Source organism: Polaromonas sp. JS666, assembly GCF_000013865.1.
In the GTDB taxonomy this organism is placed as follows: Bacteria; Pseudomonadota; Gammaproteobacteria; order Burkholderiales; family Burkholderiaceae_C; genus Polaromonas.
Map to the genome: position 1 here is coordinate 2,037,546 of NC_007948.1, position 15,907 is coordinate 2,053,452.

The following is a 15,907-nucleotide window of genomic DNA, read 5'->3' on the forward strand; positions in this document are numbered from 1 at the left end:
ATGGGCACATGTTGGAGCCCTGGACGGGTGGTGCCGCAGGTAAATTCATCGATGAATTCATCGGCAAATTTATTGGCAAATACACGGGCAAATGAGCATGACTGAGCTTTCAGGCGTTCGCACCTTTTTGCTGGGGCTGCAGGAGCGGGTTACCGCCGCTGTGGCCGAAGTGGATGGCGGGGATTTCATTACCGACGCCTGGCAAAAGGAGCCGGGTGAGCCTTTGCAGGGCAACGGCATCACCAAAATCCTGGAGAACGGCGAAGTGTTCGAGCGCGCGGGTTGCGGGTTTTCGCACGTGCAGGGCTCTCGCTTGCCGCCGTCGGCGACGCAGCACCGGCCTGAACTGGCCGGCGCGCCCTTTGAGGCGATGGGCGTGTCGCTGGTGTTTCACCCCCGTAACCCCTACGTGCCCACAGTGCACATGAATGTGCGCATGCTGGCCGCCACACCGGTTTCCGCCGGTCCGGCCGAGGCCGTGTGCTGGTTTGGCGGCGGCATGGACTTGACGCCCTATTACGGTTTTGATGAGGATGCGGTGCATTTTCACCAGACCTGCAAGGACGCGCTGGCGCCGTTCGGCGGTGACAAATATCCGCGCTTCAAACAATGGTGTGACGAGTATTTTTACCTCAAGCACCGGCAGGAGCAGCGCGGCATCGGCGGCATATTTTTCGATGATTTCCAGGAGCTGGGCCTGGAGCAGAGTTTTGCCATGATGCAAAGCGTGGCGGACTCCTTTCTGCCAGCCTACCTCCCCATCGTCAGGCGGCGCCAGAGCCAGCCCTATGGTGCGCGCGAGCGCGATTTTCAGCTTTACCGACGTGGCCGCTATGTGGAGTTCAACCTGGTCTGGGACCGCGGCACCCACTTTGGCCTGCAATCGGGCGGTCGCACCGAGTCCATTTTGATGTCCATGCCGCCGCTGGCCAGCTGGTCCTACCAGCACCGGGCTGAAGCCGGCTCGCCTGAAGAGCGTCTGTACAAAGAGTTCCTGATCAGACGGGACTGGGTTTGAGTGCCGCGTCGCCGTCACCGCAAGAGCTTGCCGCCCCGCGGGAGGTCAAGCGCATCGGCGTGTTTGGCGGGGCATTTGACCCGCCCCACAACGCCCACGTAGCGTTGGCGCTGGTAGCCCTGGCCCAGCTGGAGCTGGACGCGCTGCACATCATTCCGACCGGGCAGGCCTGGCACAAGGCCAGGCCGCTGAGCCCGGCCGTCCACCGGCTGGCCATGGCCCGGCTGGCGTTTCAGGGCCTGCCGCGCGTGGTGCTGGATGAGCGCGAGGTGCAGCGTGCGGGCCCGACCTTCACGATTGACACGCTGGAGGCCCTGCAGGCGGAAAATCCGCAGGCCCAGCTCTACCTGATCATTGGTGCAGACCAGTTTTTGGCGTTCCGGCAATGGCACCGTTGGAGGGACATTCTGCAACTTGCTATAATTTGTATAGCTGGACGTACAGAGTCCACGCTGGATGAAGCCCAATTTGAGGCCTACACGGGGCAAAGCAGCCGCTTTTTGACGCTTGAGCTGCCCCTGATGCCCGTCAGCGCCACCCATATTCGCCATCTGATGGCCTCGGGTGCAGCCACCGGCGGGGAAATAGCGCACTTGGTCCCTGAGCCGGTTGCGCGTTATATTTCACTTCACCAGCTTTACCGCCTCCCTTAATTCCACCCACATTGAAGCAAAGCACTGCATGACCTCTACCACTGCCAAAACCTCCAGCACCGCCGACAAGAAAGATGTGCAGAAATTGCAGCGCGCCATCGTTGACGGCCTGGAAGACGTCAAGGCACAGGACATACAGGTCTTTGACACAGAACACATCACCTCGCTCTTCGAGCGCGTGATCGTTGCCTCCGGAACCTCCAACCGTCAGACCAAGGCTCTTGCGGCCAGTGTGCGCGACGCCGTGCGCGACGCGGGTTTTGCCAAGCCACGCATTGAAGGCGAAGCCAACGGAGAGTGGATCATCGTGGATTGCGGTGCTGCCGTGGCCCACATCATGCAGCCCACGATCCGCCAGTACTACCATCTTGAAGAGCTCTGGGGCGACAAGCCGGTCAAGCTGAAACTGGGCGCTCCGGCACCGCTGGTGAAGGCGTCCAAGGCCGAGCCCGCGGCGGAGCCGAAAGCGGGCGCCAAACCGAAAGCCGCGAAAGCCGGTGCAAAGTCCACCGCCGTGCGCGGTGCACGCACTGCCAAACCCGCTGTGAAAACAGCCGTCAAGGACCATGCCCCGGGGTATGTGGGCAAGGTCGGGAAAACCAGCGACTGGACCGCCAAACGGAACCAGGCGGCACCCGCCGCCGAGCCGGCAGTGAAAGCGGGCAGGGCAACGGCCAAGCCTGCGGCCGCGAAATCTGCCGCCAAGCCAGCCACCAAAACACCGATCGTGAAAGTGCCAGCGCCCAAAAGGGCACCGGCCAAGAAGGCTGCCACCAAGACCGCGGCCAGGACTACAGCCAAGACTGCAGCCGGGAAGCCGGCCGCCAGGAAATCTGTCCCCCGGAGCAAATGAGGCTGACGATCGTAGCGGTCGGCCAGAAGGTGCCCGACTGGGCGCAAACGGCTTACGACGACTACGCCAAGCGTTTTCCGCCCGAGCTGAAGGTCGAACTCAAGGCCGTTAAAACCGAGCCGCGCGCATCCAAAACCCTCGAGAACCTGCTGGCGGCTGAACGTGCGCGCATTGAAAGCGTCATCACCCGCGGTACCCGTGTGGTGGCGCTCGATGAACGCGGCACCGCGGTGACCACCGTGGCGCTGGCCGAAAAACTCAAGGCATGGCAGTTGTCGGGTGATGACGTGGCCATCGTGATCGGCGGGCCGGACGGGCTGGACCCGGCCTTCAAGCAATCGGCGCACGAACGCCTGCGCCTGTCGGACCTGACCCTGCCGCATGCGATGGTGCGGGTGTTGCTGATCGAGCAGCTTTACCGGGCCTGGAGCATCACCATCAACCATCCCTATCACCGCGAATAGCATGGTGTTCATGCTTGGCGCCGTGTCTGTTTTTTTATGGGTCAACCGCGGGCAACCGGGTAGCCATGTGAGTAGCCGTGTGAGTAATGTGAGTAGCCATGCCTGCTGCTGATTTTGTTTACCTGGCTTCGCAAAGCCCGCGGCGAGCCCAGTTGCTGGAGCAGCTCGGCGTGCGCTACCAGCGTCTGGCGCCCGCTCCCGACGAGGACACCGAAGCGCTGGAAGCCGTGCTGGGCAAGGAGTCTCCGGTGGCTTATGTCAAGCGCGTGACGCGCCTCAAGCTTGACGCCGCGAGCGAACGCGCGAAGCGCCAGGGGCTGGCCCCGGCGCCCATTCTGTGCTCGGACACCACCGTGGCCCTGGGCCGGTCGATTCTGGGTAAGCCCGCAAACGCGGCTGAAGCGACCCGCATGTTGCGACAGCTCTCCGGCGCCACCCATCGCGTGCTCACCGCAGTGGCCGTGCAGCAGGGACGCCGGCGGATTGAGGCGCTCAGCATTTCCCGCGTCACGTTTGCACCGATGACCGCGGCCCAGATCAGCTCCTACGTCGCGTCGGGCGAACCCATGGGGAAAGCCGGCGCCTACGCGGTGCAGGGCAGGGTGGCCATGTATATCTCGCATATCAGCGGCAGTTATTCCGGGATCATGGGATTGCCCCTGCATGAGACTGCATGGCTCCTGCGCGCCGCCGGCCTCAAAATCTAGCAGTGGCCAGCCAGCAGCGAAGCCACTAGCGGCTACGATAGAGCCATGCAACAAGACATACTGATCAACTGGTCGCCCCAGGAAACCCGTGTGGCCGTGGTGGAGCTCGGTGCGGTGCAGGAGTTGCAGGTCGAACGCACGCTGGAGCGCGGCCTGGTTGGCAATGTTTACCTGGGCAAGGTTGCACGCGTGTTGCCGGGCATGCAGTCGGCCTTTATCGACATTGGCCTGGACCGGGCGGCATTTCTGCATGTTGCCGATCTGATGAGCAGCATCAACAGCCGTCATGCAGAGACAGAACTCCAGGCTGCCGGCACGTCGACCTCGGCGTCGCCGGCAACGGTAGCCCTGCAGCCCATTGAAAAACAGCTGTTCGAGGGGCAGGCCGTGATGGTCCAGGTTCTCAAGGATCCGATTGGCACCAAGGGCGCACGGCTGACGGCGCAAATCAGCATCGCCGGCCGCTTGCTGGTTTTTCTGCCGCAGGACAATCACATTGGCGTGTCGCAAAAAATACCCCCGCGCCAGCGCGAGGACCTGCGCCAGCGTGTCCAGGCCCTGACCGAGGACATGGGCGGCGGCTTTATCCTCCGGACCAATGGCGAGGATGCCACCGATGCCGAACTGGGAGAGGACATTGCCTACCTGCGCAAAACCTGGTCGCGCATCAAGGAGGCCTCGCTGCGCCTGCCGCCTGCGTCTGTCCTGCACCAGGACCTCAACCTGCTGCAGCGCGTGTTGCGTGACGTGGTGGTGGAGGGCACGCAAACCATACGCATCGATTCCCGCGAGCAGTTTGACAACCTGAAGGCCTTCGCGGTGGAGTTCATGCCGGCAACCGTGCAAAAGCTTCAGCTTTATAGCGGTGAACGCCCGATCTTTGACCTTTACAACATTGACGAAGACATTGCCAGGGCGCTGGGCCGGCGTGTTGACCTCAAGTCAGGCGGCTACCTGATCATTGACCAGACCGAAGCCCTGACGACCATTGACGTCAATACGGGCGGATTTGTCGGTGCCCGGAATTTTGACGACACCATTTTCAAGACCAACCTGGAAGCCTCGCAGGCGATTGCCCGGCAGCTTCGCCTGCGCAACCTCGGCGGCATTGTGATTGTCGATTTCATTGACATGATCAAGGAAAACCACCGCGATGCGGTGCTGGCCGAGTTCCAGAAGCAGCTGGCGCGGGACCGCATCAAGACCGCAGTCAACGGCTTTTCGGCGCTGGGACTGCTGGAAATGACCCGCAAGCGAACACGCGAGTCTCTGGCCCACCAGTTGTGCGAGCCCTGCAGCGCCTGCATGGGAAAAGGGGTGGTCAAGACGGCGCGCAGTGTGGGTTACGACATCCTGCGCGAGATCCTGCGCGAAGCGCGCCAGTTCAACCCGCGGGAGTTCAGGGTGGTGGCTTCGCCCAAGGTGATCGAGCTTTTCCTTGACGAGGAAAGCCAGCACCTGGCCGGCCTGAGCGACTTCATCGGCAAGCCCATTTCGCTGCAGGCGGAAGCGGCCATGGCGCAGGAACAGTACGACATCGTTCTGCTATGAGCGCAAGCTTTCCGGCCATCCTGGCAACAGCTTGCACCGCCAACCGCAGGCCCATTCCCATTCTGGTCTATCACCAGATTGCCGAGGCGCCGCCCAAGGGTAGTCCTTTTCGCAGCCTCTATGTGTCTCCCCGGGCTTTCGCCCGGCAAATGGCCTGGCTCAAGCTGCTGGGCTACACCGGTTTGTCCATGAGCGGCCTGCAGCCCTACCTCAGTGGCGAGCGCGACGGCCGGGTTGTTGGCATCACCTTCGACGATGGCTACCAGAACAACCTCGTGCATGCCTTGCCGGCCTTGTTGAAGCAGGGCTTTTCGTCGACCTGTTATGCGGTGAGCGGGCTGCTGGGCAAGACCAATGTGTGGGATGAGGGGCTGGGTATTGCGCAGACGCCGCTGATGAACGAAGCGGAAATACGCCAATGGGTGGCCGCCGGGCAGGAGATTGGCTCACACACACACCAGCACGTGAATTTGCTGGCGATTGACGAGGCTGGGTGCCGCGTGGAGATGGCGCAGGGAAAAGCCGGGCTTGAATCGGTTATCGGGCAGCCCGTGCATCACTTTTGTTATCCGTATGGCAACTATGAGCCCAAGCACGTGGCCATGGCGCGTGAACAGGGCTTTGTGACGGCCACGACCACCGGGCGGAGCCGTTGCCATGCACAGATGGATTTGCTGCAACTGCCGCGGGTGCCGGTGCTTCGCTCGACCAGCCTGCCGGTTTTCTGGCTCAAGATCGCCACCGGCTACGAAGACCGCCGAAACAAATGAGCCTGCCTTCCTTGAGCCCGGTGGAGCATTCAGGCCTCGCCCGGCAGAAACTGCGGATCGCGGTTCTCAACCGGACTTTCTCATCTACCGGTGGTGGTGCCGAGCGCTATTCCATCGCGCTGGTCGAGCAATTGTCTGCCGCGCATGAGGTGCATGTGTTTGCCCAGGAGATCGATCACCACTGGCCGGGCGTCAGTTACCACCGTATTTCTGCGCCTTTGCGCAAGCCCCGCTGGGTCAACCAGTTGTGGTTTGCCACGGCCACCTGGTGGGCCACGCGGCGCGGCTTTGATGTGGTGCATTCCCATGAAAACACCTGGCATGGAAACGTCCAGACGGTTCACGTGTTGCCGGTCAAATACAACCTGCTCCATGGGATCAGCGGCTGGCGCCTGCTGCTGCGGTGGATCAAGGTCGTGACCAGCCCGCGTTTACTGACGTATCTAGGGCTGGAGCGCTTGCGGTATGTGGCCCGCCCCGGCCGTCAGGTAGTGGTGACCTCTGGCAGCCTGCAGGCCATCATGGCCGCCAGCTATCCGGCCTGCAAGGAAATGGTCTCTGTTGTCACGCCGGGCATCACGATGCCGGCGCAAGCTGTGACGCCCGCGCTAAAGCGGGAGGCGCGGGCGCTGCTGGGCTTGCCGGCGCAAGCGCGCTGCCTGCTGTTTGCAGGCAACGATTACCGCAAAAAAGGCTTGCAGGCCCTGCTGGAAGCGATGGTGCACCTGCCTTCCGATGTGGTGCTGGCGGTGGTCGGCAACCCGGCGCATATTCCAGCGTTCAGGGTGCAGGCCGAGGCCTGCAAGCTGGGTGCGCGGGTCTTTTTCCTGGGCTCGCTGAAGGATGTTGGGCCTGCCTACACAGCCGTGGATGGCCTGGTGCATCCAACGCTGGAAGATACCTTTGCCATGGTGGTGTTGGAGGCCATGGCATATGGCCTGCCTGTGGTGGTCAGCGGCCCTCGCTATTGCGGTATTTCCGGGCTGCTGCAGGACGGCGTTAATGCCATGATTCTTGAGGATCCCCGGGATGCCAACAAGTTGGCGCAGCTCATTCAGCAGGTGCTGGGCCAGCCAGCACTTCAAGGCCGGTTGATGCAGGGTGCCACCGAGTTCGCCAGGCATTACCAGTGGCGCGAGATCGCCTTACAGCAGGAAGCACTGTATTTTGCGGCGCTGGCCGCCTCGAAAGCGGCCGGCAGCGCGCAATAGCAGCGGGTCAACAACCGCTGCTGGCGTGAGTCAGGCCACCAGCTTGAAATGCTTGCGGCTGAAATCCAGCCCGGTCAGAGTTTCAAGCTGTCGCATGAAGTGGTACTTGTTTTCCTTGGGCGTAGGCCTGTACCCAGGGTCGATGTTCAGCTCTGGCTCGGCCTCCGTGGCCAGCCATTCCTGCACGGCCAGGGGGTGTGTGCCGGTAAACGGCCTGAGGGCACGGCGGTCAAACTGGCTGTAGGTGATTTGCGCGGCAGTCTCTTCGCCCCAGTACTTGCTCACATGGTCGAGTTTTTTCTGCATCTCCTCGTTGCGGCGTATCCACCCGTAGTGGTAGATGTGGGCATTGGCGAGTGCGGCGCGCGGGTTGCGACCGCGCTTGTGATCGGTGGTGACCAGCCAGTACTGGCCATCGGGCGCGTAGCTGCGAATGGTGTTGCGAATCAAGCGGCATTCGCGGCGGTACCAGCCCGGGCTGATGGAGATCCAGTCGGGTGAGCCGTAAAAATGAAGGTAGTCAAACACCAGCGCTTCGACGGCGGGGTTGGTGTGATGGCGCTCCACGCTGGCGCGTATGGCAGCCAGCTCACCCTCATGCACGACTTCATCGCCTTCGAGGTAGAACGCCCAGTCGCCCGTGCAAGAGTACTGGGCAATCATTTTCTGTTGTGCATAGACAAACCCGCGGTCGGCCATGCGTTCGTTCCACCGGGTCTCGACGATTCGTATCTTTGGGTCTGCAATGGCCCGCACGCGTGCCAGCGTGTCGTCGGCGCCCTGGCCAACGGCCACAACAAATTCATCGACGAGCGGCAGCAGGGAGCGTATGGACGCCTCGAAAGGGAAGCCGAGGTCTACGCCGTTGCGAATGAAGGTGAAGCCGCTGATTGAAACACTCATCTGAATTGACTCTCGGGTATTCTATGGATGGCAACGCACGGGAGCGTCACACCAGGTGTCAGGTATTCCGGAAACCAAGCCGGTAAAGGTGAGCGTAGGCCCCGTTTCTGGCCAGCAGCTCCGCATGGGTGCCGGATTCGATCATTCGACCGGCCTCCATCATGATGATGCGGTCGGCATGCTGCACCGTGGACAGTCGATGAGCAATGACCAGCGAGGTGCGGCTGGCGGTGAGCCGTTTGATCGCTTCCTGCACAGCCAGTTCTGATTCGGTATCCAGCGCCGACGTAGCCTCGTCCAGCACCAGAATGGGCGCGTTTTTATAAAGGGCGCGTGCAATAGCCAGCCGCTGGCGCTGGCCACCCGACAGCTGCATGGCGTTATGGCCAAGAATTGTGTCGATGCCGCCTGGCAATTCGGCCAGTAGCCCGGACAGATTGGCTGCGGCCAGGCATTCGGTCACCCGGGCTCGGTCAACGGGCTGGCCCAGCGCGACGTTCACGGCGATGCTGTTGTTGAGCATCACGACATGCTGGCTCACAAATGCAAACTGCGCACGCAGCGACGCCAGGTTCCACGCACGAAGGTCCTGACCATCGAGGTAGATATTGCCCGAACTCATTTCGACAAATCGGGGCAGCAGATTCACCAGGGTCGTCTTGCCGGAGCCGGATGCGCCCACGATGGCGAGCGTTTCTCCCGCCTTGATGGAAAGGCTGAACTGGTCAAGGGCTGCAGCGGCGTCGGCTTTGTAGATGACGCTGACATCGGCAAACTCAATGTCGCCATGCGCCCTGGCCTTGACAAACGAGCCGCCGCTTTCGTCAGGCGTCAGATTCATCAGGTCAAGGCCGCGCTCGAGCGCGGCCAATCCGCGGGTCACCGGCGTGGCAGCATCCGACAGGCTTTTGACGGGGGCAATCAGCAGCAGCATGGCCGTCACAAAGGCCACGAACCCGCCGACGGTCGTGGTATTTTCGGCGCTCTGCAGCAAGGCAATGGAAATGACTGCCGACAGGGCCATTGCGGCCAGCACCTGGGTGATCGCGCTCATGCCCGCATAGGCGGCGGTGGATTTCATCGAGAGACGGCGCAGCGAGTTGCTGAGATGATTGAAGCGGCTGGCCTGGCCGGCCTGCGCGCCATGCAGGCGGACATCGCGGTGCGCCATGACGTTTTCTTCGACCACATACGCGAGATCGTCCGTAGCGGTCTGGCTTTCCTTGGTGAGTCGGTAGAGGCGCTTGGACAACACCTGGATGACAAATGCCACGGCCGGAAACAGCAACGCGACTACCAGCATCAGCTTCCAGTTGAGGTAGACCAGATAGCCAATCAATGCCAGCAGGGTCAGCACATCCCGCGCCAGCTTCATGATGGCGTTGATCAACATCGAGGAGCCGTTGAAGACCTCATAGACCACTGTATTGGCGATGGCGCTGGAGCTTTGGTCGGCAAACAGGGTGAGCCGTGCGCTCAGCAGTTTGTCAAACATGGCTCCCCGCAGCTTGAGCAAGCCGTCATTGGTGACTTTGGCCAGCGCAAACTGGGCCAAAAACCCGGACAACCCGCGCACGGTGAACAGCAGCATCAGCGCAAGCGGCACCAGCCAGAGGTTGAAGGAATCCCTCTGAAAGCCACGGTCGAGCAGCGGTTTGAGCAGCGCGGGTACAAAGGGCTCGGTTGCGGAGGCAACAATGGTCGCACCAATTGCCAGCGCCCAGCCTGCCCGCGAGCCGCTGAAATAGGGCCAGACGCGCGCGACCCTTTGCCACAAGGATCGCCTGGCGGCTAAGCTAACGGGTACGGGCTCTGACAGCTGCGTCATATCGCCCCGGGTTGAGCGGACATGGCGGAGGGCTTACTTGCGTTGGCAGTGAGTCCCAGAGCCAGCAATAAGCCGAGCGTCACAGCAAAAAAATCGCCTATCAGGGCGTCGTAAATGCTTGCGTTGAAAAGGCAGGCGACGGCCAAAGCCACTACGGTGGATTGCACGACTCGCGCATAGGGTTTCTCCATAGTCCACGAATCCCGAATCATCGCCAGCATTAAACCGCAAAGAAGCAGAAGACCCGGAATTCCCAATTGAACCGCCCACAAGAGAAATTCCTGATGCGGGTTAAAGTTGCCTGCTATATCTTTATGCGCCGGATCAAGATCGCGTTGGATGCGGTTGTATTCGGTGCTCCAGCTACCAACCCCCGATCCAGCAACCGGATGCCGGGCAATCATTTGAATAGAGTTCATCCAAAAATGGAGCCGGAGACCCGACGACGTATTGGGTTGAGCGTGTGCTGAATGCGACTCCACTTCCATCTTCATCATGATTAATCGATCGCGCACTTTGTGCGAGCTAAGAAACAGAGCCCCAACCAGGACAAACGGCAACAGGACGACGGCTGCGCGGTATCGCTTCGGAAGTTCCCACATGATCGCAAGGGACAGCATGGCAATGGCGACCAAGTGTCCGCTTCGTCCGTTCAGAACAAAGAGCACATTGCACAAATAAGCCAGAGCCGCGAGAACCGCGAAGTGCGGGCCAAATCGACCCGGTGCGAGATGACGCAGATGCCAGCAGATGGCTGCAAGTACGGCACCTATGATGCCTTGATCGAGGTAGCTTGAAAACACCGCGAACTCTTTCAGCGCCATGCGGGACGTTGCCCAGGGAACCGGCAGGTGAATGAACAGCATCCATGAACTGAGCATGAGAAACAATTGGGCTAGAACAAACGCGCCAAGCGCATACATGGCCTCGCGCCGATCCTGGATCAAGGTCATCATCAGCACAATCAGGAGGAGCTTGCCGTACTTCGCTATCGATCCCATGGCATCTGCCGACGGGGCAGTCGTCCAGAACAGACTTATAGTGAATGCGAGAAGGACTACTAGAACAGCTGTAGGGGTGTATGTTCTGGCAAGCGCTGGGCTGCCCACCGACCTGCGCTCGAAAAACAGCAGAGTCGCAGCCGCAAAGATGAACAGCAAGAGTTTGGAAATGCTGATGACCGCCATTGACAAACCCACCGATGCAGCGGCCAGGCAAATCACGGCGAGTCGAACATTGGCGGTCTGCTTAATCAAATTAGTACGGGATATTTCAAGATTTGATTGGAGGAGTGTCACAAAATTTCAATTGACGTTCTAGATCTGGTAGATCTGGTAGATCTACGGATGAGAGGCCTCACCGGTCTAAAAAGCGCATGGCTTCGATCACCTGGTGTGCAATATCTGATGGGGCAATTGAATTTACGCTGTTCGTTGGGGCTTGCAGTGCGCTCGATAGTCTATCGCGGGGCAGACGCCACTGCGGATCGACAGCGGAGGTAAACAGAGAAATAAGTTTGACGTGGGTGGTAACTCCCAGATGCATCAAACCGCCATCGCAAGCAACCAACACATCTTGTTCATTGATCAACTGCCGACATTGAGCCAGGCTGGTTTGATTGACAGCGTTGTTCACAAGACCACGCCAGCTCTCTTCAAACGCTTTCGCGAATCCAAGGCCATTTTCAGATCCAACGAGTGTGATCTCCAGATCAATAAGCTTGCTGAGATGATGCGCCAGCGTATCCCAGTGCGTATAGCTTCTAAGCGGATCTACACCGCCCACCGCAAATGCAATCTTGAGCACTGAACTGGTCCGCTTTTCCGGCGTCCCCAGTGGTTTGAGCTTTTGCCGACTATGTTGAGAAAACACATCGGCGGGTAGTGCTACACCCAAAGCATCAAGCAATCGTTGAGTTGCAAACTCACCTCGATGGAATTCGGGCCCGGTGTAAAACCCATGTACTGAGATCCACGGACTCGGGCTAAAAGCATCGCTCTTATGGTGCAGAGAGCGCCTTTTGTGGCTCGGGACAATCACGAAATCGTAGTTTTGTGAATTGATTGCTTCACTCGAACTGAGCACATTTTCAAACCACGGGTCGCCATCGAACGTCGCAGCGATGTGCTCATCAGTCAACAAGTCAATAGACAAGCCCTGATCGCGCAGCAGGCTGCGCGGGGCAAGGTCCATCAATGCATCACCGATTTGCGGAATTCCTTTGTACAGCCACAAGCCACGCTTCCAATGAGCTGGAATCTTGCGGAAACATCTTTTTCCGTGGCCAGAAAGCTTGAAATATAGCGCGTGACGCAACTGGCGCCATGCTAATTTACGAACTCCGATATGTGCAAAGTAGGCCTTGTCGTTAGCACTGACAGTTTTGCTGAGCGGCTGTGTTACGCATACTTGAGCCTGCTTTTGCAGCCAATGGTCGATAAAGGCGCGCCACTTGGGAATCATTTGCAGCATTGTCGCTCATCTGCTTGCCCTGGTTCACGTGCCTGAGCTCGTAGGATCGATGCCATCCAGTTTGGCCGCTCTGTAAGGGCTGTCGGCCAAGCCCCCCCCAGCTCTGCTAGACTGAGAATATGCGGGAGTGCGACTGATCGAGAGCGCAACACGGCGAGGGTCTACTGGGCTGTCGTCGGCGCGCATCAACTCGTTTAACTGAACAAGAGAATCCTTTGGCAAGCTTGTCCATAATAGTTATAACGAAAAACGAAGCCCATAACATTGAAGCTTGCCTTCGCTCTGTTTCTTTCGCAGACCAGATCGTTGTGCTGGATTCTGGCAGTACAGACCAAACCGTCGAGATCGCGCGCGGCCTGGGGGCTACGGTGACCGTTAATTCGGACTGGCAGGGGTTCGGAATTCAGAAAAATCGAGCCCTTGCATTGGCTGGGTCCGATTGGGTGCTTTCAATTGATGCGGACGAATGGGTCCCTGAGGAGTTGGCTGCGGAAATACAGTCGGCCATGAAATCCCCACGGTTTGATGTTTATTCTTTCCCTCGCCTCTCAAGCTATTGCGGCCAGTACATGCGCCACTCTGGTTGGTATCCTGACCGTGTAACGCGTTTGTTTCGCCCTCAATTCGCCAAGTTTTCAGACGATTTGGTTCACGAAAAGATCGTGACCACAAGTCCGGTGGGGCAGCTTCACTCTGCTCTGCACCATGAAAGTTATCGTAGCCTGGAGACTGTGCTGGACAAGGCCAATCGATACTCCACGGATGGGGCTCAGATGTTGAAAAACAAAGGGCGTGCTTCGTCTTTGGGGACGGCGGTGGTGCACGGCGTATGGGCTTTTATACGAACTTACTTCTTGCGGCTCGGGTTTCTCGACGGGCAGCTGGGTCTGGTTCTTGCGATCTCCATAGCCGAAGAAACCTATTATCGATACCTCAAGTTATGGTTGTCCCAACGCCGTGAAGGTGGTAGCCCGGTTGGACGATAAAAGGAAATGTGTTGTCCCGGTGCGCGGCATGGGAAGAGGTCAGACTTTCACGGCGCATGCCGGTCGTGTCAAATTGGGAAGGGTTCAAGATGACGCGTTGGCAGAGTTTCCCGAGCAAGTGTTCCACCTGCAGCCTACCGTAAACAGTTGCTCTTGGTTGCCTTGGCTTTGCGGCATGATGGTTGTCGCAGGAGGGAGGGATAATTGCTCCAATGGGGGGCGGCAACAAACTGTTTCATCTGCATCGCTGGCCGCTACGTTGGTTCGGGGTAAAAACGCAATCTCTACCAACCTGACTTCGGGTGCTCTTATCTGGAAAACTTGGCAAGCTCTTTTCGGCGTCAACGGGCTTGAAAGAGCACCCGGGGTGCGCCAGGAATACGCGAATCCTGATTTGAAATTCTTTGTCTGGAATTTCATCGAAAATACCGGTTTTGGGCGGTGGACGCGCTTGACCTTTCATGCCGTGAGTAATCGAAGCAAATAATAATGATTAGAGTTGGGTATCCCTGCACATAGATCAAAGGTGGGTCTTGTCAACCGAGGGCTTCGTAAACTTGACTCCCAATCGCCCGTCAAAATAACCCAACTCCACTGATCCAAATTCATCCATGAGCATCACACCATCACTGAGCCGTCGCACCGTCATGAGTCTGCTGGCGGCGGGCTTGTCGCCGGCATTTGCGCAGTTCCGCGTGGAGGTGTCGGGCGTGGGCCTGACGCAATTGCCAATTGCCATCGCTTCCTTCCGGGGGGAGGTGCAGGCGCCGCAAAAAATTGGCAACATTGTCAGGGCCGATCTTGAACGCAGTGGCATGTTTCGCCCGGTCGACACCGCGGGCATCGTGGCAGACGAAAACACCCGGCCAGACCTCGCAATCTGGCGGCAAAAGGGCGCGGATGCGATGGTGACGGGCAGTGTCTCGCCCCTGGCCGACGGACGATTTGATGTGCGGCTTCGCCTGTGGGATATCGTGCGGGGCCAGGACCTCGGAGGGCAGAGCTATACCGTGGCCCAAGCTGATTTGCGCCTGTCTGCCCATCGGATTTCTGATTTTGTGTACGAGAAACTCACGGGTGAAAAAGGCATCTTTTCAACGCGAATTGCCTATGTCACCAAAACGGCCCAACGCTTTAACCTCTGGGTGGCCGATTCGGATGGCGAAGGCGCCCAGTCTGCCCTCACCAGCCCCGAGCCCATCATCTCGCCTTCCTGGTCGCCCAATGGCTCCCAGCTGGCTTATGTTTCCTTCGAATCCCGCAAGCCGGTCATTTATGCGCATGATGTCGCCACCGGAAAGCGGCGCCTGCTTGCCAATTTCAGGGGCTCCAACAGCGCACCAGCCTGGTCACCCGATGGCAAGCAACTGGTTGCCACGCTGAGCCGGGACGGCGGCTCGCAGATATACGCCCTGGGGCTCAGTGGCGGCGACCCCAAGCGCTTGACCCAGTCATCCAGCATTGATACCGAGCCGGCTTATTCGCCCGATGGGCGATATATCTATTTCGTCAGCGACCGCGGCGGCGCTCCGCAAATCTACCGCATGAGTCCCGGCGGTGGAAATCCGGAACGCGTGACGTTTACGGGCGGTTACAACATCTCCCCTGCGATCAGCCCTGATGGGCGTTGGCTGGCCTATGTTTCGAGGGTTGGCGGCGCCTTCAAGCTGCACGTGATGGAACTTGCCAGCGGAACGGCCACTCCTATTACCGACACCACGGCCGATGAAAGCCCGAGCTTCGCGCCCAACAGCCGCTTGATCGTGTACGCGACCCAGCAGCAGGGCCGGGAAGCACTGATGACCACGACGCTGGACGGCAAGATCAAGGCCAGGTTATCCGGCGCCGGCGGCGACATCCGTGAGCCCGACTGGGGACCTTTCCAGCGGTGACAGGCACTTTTTTTGAATCATCTTTTTTTGTTTTTTTGTAGAGGTACTCCATGAAGCTGAAGCGCGTTCTCTTTTCCATCTTCTCCTCCCTGGCTCTTGCTGCCACGCTGGTGGCCTGCGGCTCCAATGTCAAGCTCAGTGATGTGCCGGTGGAAGACAGGACAGCCAGTGCCAAGCCGTCTGGCGATGCGGGTGCCTCCTCCAGCAGGGGAGTCGCACCGGTGCAAATTGGCGGCACGGATGTGTCGGGCGCGGGGCCTGCCAATACGGCGAGAGTTATTTACTTTGATTTCGACAGCTACGTCATCAAACCCGAATTCCAGGGGATCGTTGAGGCCCATGCACGCTATCTGACGGCCAACAAGGCCCGCAAGATGGCCATCGAAGGACACACCGACGAGCGCGGTGGCCGCGAATACAACCTCGCGCTGGGGCAGAGACGCTCTGAAGCCGTACGCCGCGCGCTGGGACTTCTGGGTGTTGCTGATGCGCAGGTGGAGGCCGTGAGTTTTGGCAAGGAAAAACCTGCCGCCACGGGCTCGGACGAAGATTCCATGGCGAAAAATCGTCGCGCCGAGATCAACTACCGCTAAGCCGGG

At 59.3% G+C, this 15,907-nt stretch carries 16 protein-coding genes; 12 read left to right on the forward strand and 4 right to left on the reverse strand.

Annotated features, from left to right (window positions below):
- Positions 1 to 91 precede the first annotated feature (91 nt).
- The 8 genes from hemF to BPRO_RS09820 all read left to right on the forward strand — a co-directional run bounded on the left by hemF (position 92) and on the right by BPRO_RS09820 (position 7,227).
- Positions 92 to 1,018, forward strand: coding sequence for an oxygen-dependent coproporphyrinogen oxidase (hemF, locus tag BPRO_RS09785; protein ID WP_011482899.1), 927 nt, complete (start codon positions 92 to 94; stop codon positions 1,016 to 1,018).
- Positions 1,015 to 1,671 carry a nicotinate (nicotinamide) nucleotide adenylyltransferase gene (nadD, locus tag BPRO_RS09790; protein ID WP_011482900.1) on the forward strand — a complete coding sequence of 219 codons (657 nt, stop codon included), beginning with the start codon at positions 1,015 to 1,017 and terminating at the stop codon, positions 1,669 to 1,671. Before hemF ends, nadD begins: the two co-directional genes overlap by 4 nt.
- Before the next feature lie 28 nt (positions 1,672 to 1,699).
- Positions 1,700 to 2,524 carry a ribosome silencing factor gene (rsfS, locus tag BPRO_RS09795; protein WP_011482901.1) on the forward strand — a complete coding sequence of 275 codons (825 nt, stop codon included), beginning with the start codon at positions 1,700 to 1,702 and terminating at the stop codon, positions 2,522 to 2,524.
- Positions 2,521 to 2,988: a 23S rRNA (pseudouridine(1915)-N(3))-methyltransferase RlmH gene (rlmH, locus tag BPRO_RS09800; protein ID WP_011482902.1), complete on the forward strand. Its 468-nt coding sequence runs from the start codon at positions 2,521 to 2,523 to the stop codon at positions 2,986 to 2,988. The genes rsfS and rlmH overlap by 4 nt, the downstream gene beginning before the upstream one ends.
- A gap of 98 nt (positions 2,989 to 3,086) precedes the next feature.
- Entirely contained in the window at positions 3,087 to 3,695 is a 609-nt protein-coding gene (locus tag BPRO_RS09805) for a Maf family protein (protein WP_011482903.1), read from the forward strand.
- A 45-nt stretch (positions 3,696 to 3,740) separates the two neighbouring features.
- A complete protein-coding gene (gene rng, locus BPRO_RS09810; RefSeq protein WP_011482904.1) occupies positions 3,741 to 5,246 on the forward strand; it encodes a ribonuclease G in 1,506 nt (501 codons plus the stop codon).
- Positions 5,243 to 6,016: a polysaccharide deacetylase family protein gene (locus BPRO_RS09815; RefSeq protein WP_011482905.1), complete on the forward strand. Its 774-nt coding sequence runs from the start codon at positions 5,243 to 5,245 to the stop codon at positions 6,014 to 6,016. Before rng ends, BPRO_RS09815 begins: the two co-directional genes overlap by 4 nt.
- Positions 6,013 to 7,227 carry a glycosyltransferase family 4 protein gene (locus tag BPRO_RS09820; protein ID WP_011482906.1) on the forward strand — a complete coding sequence of 405 codons (1,215 nt, stop codon included), beginning with the start codon at positions 6,013 to 6,015 and terminating at the stop codon, positions 7,225 to 7,227. The genes BPRO_RS09815 and BPRO_RS09820 overlap by 4 nt, the downstream gene beginning before the upstream one ends.
- 30 nt (positions 7,228 to 7,257) lie before the next feature.
- Here the strand turns inward: BPRO_RS09820 and BPRO_RS09825 are convergent, their stop codons facing one another.
- Genes BPRO_RS09825 through BPRO_RS09840 form a run of 4 tightly spaced genes read right to left on the reverse strand, consistent with a single transcriptional unit; the run spans position 7,258 to position 12,430 of the window.
- Entirely contained in the window at positions 7,258 to 8,130 is an 873-nt protein-coding gene (locus BPRO_RS09825) for a glycosyl transferase (RefSeq protein ID WP_011482907.1), read from the reverse strand.
- Between the two features lie 58 nt (positions 8,131 to 8,188).
- Positions 8,189 to 9,958 carry a lipid A export permease/ATP-binding protein MsbA gene (msbA, locus tag BPRO_RS09830; protein ID WP_011482908.1) on the reverse strand — a complete coding sequence of 590 codons (1,770 nt, stop codon included), beginning with the start codon at positions 9,956 to 9,958 and terminating at the stop codon, positions 8,189 to 8,191.
- On the reverse strand, positions 9,955 to 11,256 hold the full coding sequence (locus tag BPRO_RS09835) for an O-antigen ligase family protein (RefSeq protein ID WP_232291522.1): 1,302 nt from the start codon (positions 11,254 to 11,256) through the stop codon (positions 9,955 to 9,957). The genes msbA and BPRO_RS09835 overlap by 4 nt, the downstream gene beginning before the upstream one ends.
- Positions 11,257 to 11,314: 58 nt before the next feature.
- Positions 11,315 to 12,430, reverse strand: coding sequence for a glycosyltransferase family 9 protein (locus tag BPRO_RS09840; protein WP_011482910.1), 1,116 nt, complete (start codon positions 12,428 to 12,430; stop codon positions 11,315 to 11,317).
- A gap of 215 nt (positions 12,431 to 12,645) precedes the next feature.
- Between BPRO_RS09840 and BPRO_RS09845 the strand changes: the two genes are divergently transcribed.
- The 4 genes from BPRO_RS09845 to pal all read left to right on the forward strand — a co-directional run bounded on the left by BPRO_RS09845 (position 12,646) and on the right by pal (position 15,901).
- Positions 12,646 to 13,416, forward strand: a complete 771-nt coding sequence (locus BPRO_RS09845; protein WP_011482911.1) for a glycosyltransferase family 2 protein — start codon at positions 12,646 to 12,648, stop codon at positions 13,414 to 13,416.
- Entirely contained in the window at positions 13,406 to 13,903 is a 498-nt protein-coding gene (locus BPRO_RS29545; protein WP_157045772.1) for a hypothetical protein, read from the forward strand. Before BPRO_RS09845 ends, BPRO_RS29545 begins: the two co-directional genes overlap by 11 nt.
- A gap of 124 nt (positions 13,904 to 14,027) precedes the next feature.
- On the forward strand, positions 14,028 to 15,308 hold the full coding sequence (gene tolB / locus BPRO_RS09850; RefSeq protein ID WP_011482913.1) for a Tol-Pal system beta propeller repeat protein TolB: 1,281 nt from the start codon (positions 14,028 to 14,030) through the stop codon (positions 15,306 to 15,308).
- Between the two features lie 50 nt (positions 15,309 to 15,358).
- On the forward strand, positions 15,359 to 15,901 hold the full coding sequence (pal, locus tag BPRO_RS09855) for a peptidoglycan-associated lipoprotein Pal (RefSeq protein ID WP_011482914.1): 543 nt from the start codon (positions 15,359 to 15,361) through the stop codon (positions 15,899 to 15,901).
- Positions 15,902 to 15,907 lie beyond the last annotated feature (6 nt).

Bases quoted from the DNA above. Each gene is read 5' to 3' on its own strand.
- hemF (WP_011482899.1), top strand. From the start codon at position 92: ATGAGCATGACTGAGCTTTCAGGCGTTCGCACCTTTTTGCTGGGGCTG.
- rsfS (WP_011482901.1), top strand. From the start codon at position 1,700: ATGACCTCTACCACTGCCAAAACCTCCAGCACCGCCGACAAGAAAGAT.
- rlmH (WP_011482902.1), top strand. From the start codon at position 2,521: ATGAGGCTGACGATCGTAGCGGTCGGCCAGAAGGTGCCCGACTGGGCG.
- BPRO_RS09805 (WP_011482903.1), top strand. From the start codon at position 3,087: ATGCCTGCTGCTGATTTTGTTTACCTGGCTTCGCAAAGCCCGCGGCGA.
- rng (WP_011482904.1), top strand. From the start codon at position 3,741: ATGCAACAAGACATACTGATCAACTGGTCGCCCCAGGAAACCCGTGTG.
- BPRO_RS09815 (WP_011482905.1), top strand. From the start codon at position 5,243: ATGAGCGCAAGCTTTCCGGCCATCCTGGCAACAGCTTGCACCGCCAAC.
- BPRO_RS09820 (WP_011482906.1), top strand. From the start codon at position 6,013: ATGAGCCTGCCTTCCTTGAGCCCGGTGGAGCATTCAGGCCTCGCCCGG.
- BPRO_RS09825 (WP_011482907.1), bottom strand. From the start codon at position 8,130: ATGAGTGTTTCAATCAGCGGCTTCACCTTCATTCGCAACGGCGTAGAC.
- msbA (WP_011482908.1), bottom strand. From the start codon at position 9,958: ATGACGCAGCTGTCAGAGCCCGTACCCGTTAGCTTAGCCGCCAGGCGA.
- BPRO_RS09840 (WP_011482910.1), bottom strand. From the start codon at position 12,430: ATGCTGCAAATGATTCCCAAGTGGCGCGCCTTTATCGACCATTGGCTG.
- tolB (WP_011482913.1), top strand. From the start codon at position 14,028: ATGAGCATCACACCATCACTGAGCCGTCGCACCGTCATGAGTCTGCTG.
- pal (WP_011482914.1), top strand. From the start codon at position 15,359: ATGAAGCTGAAGCGCGTTCTCTTTTCCATCTTCTCCTCCCTGGCTCTT.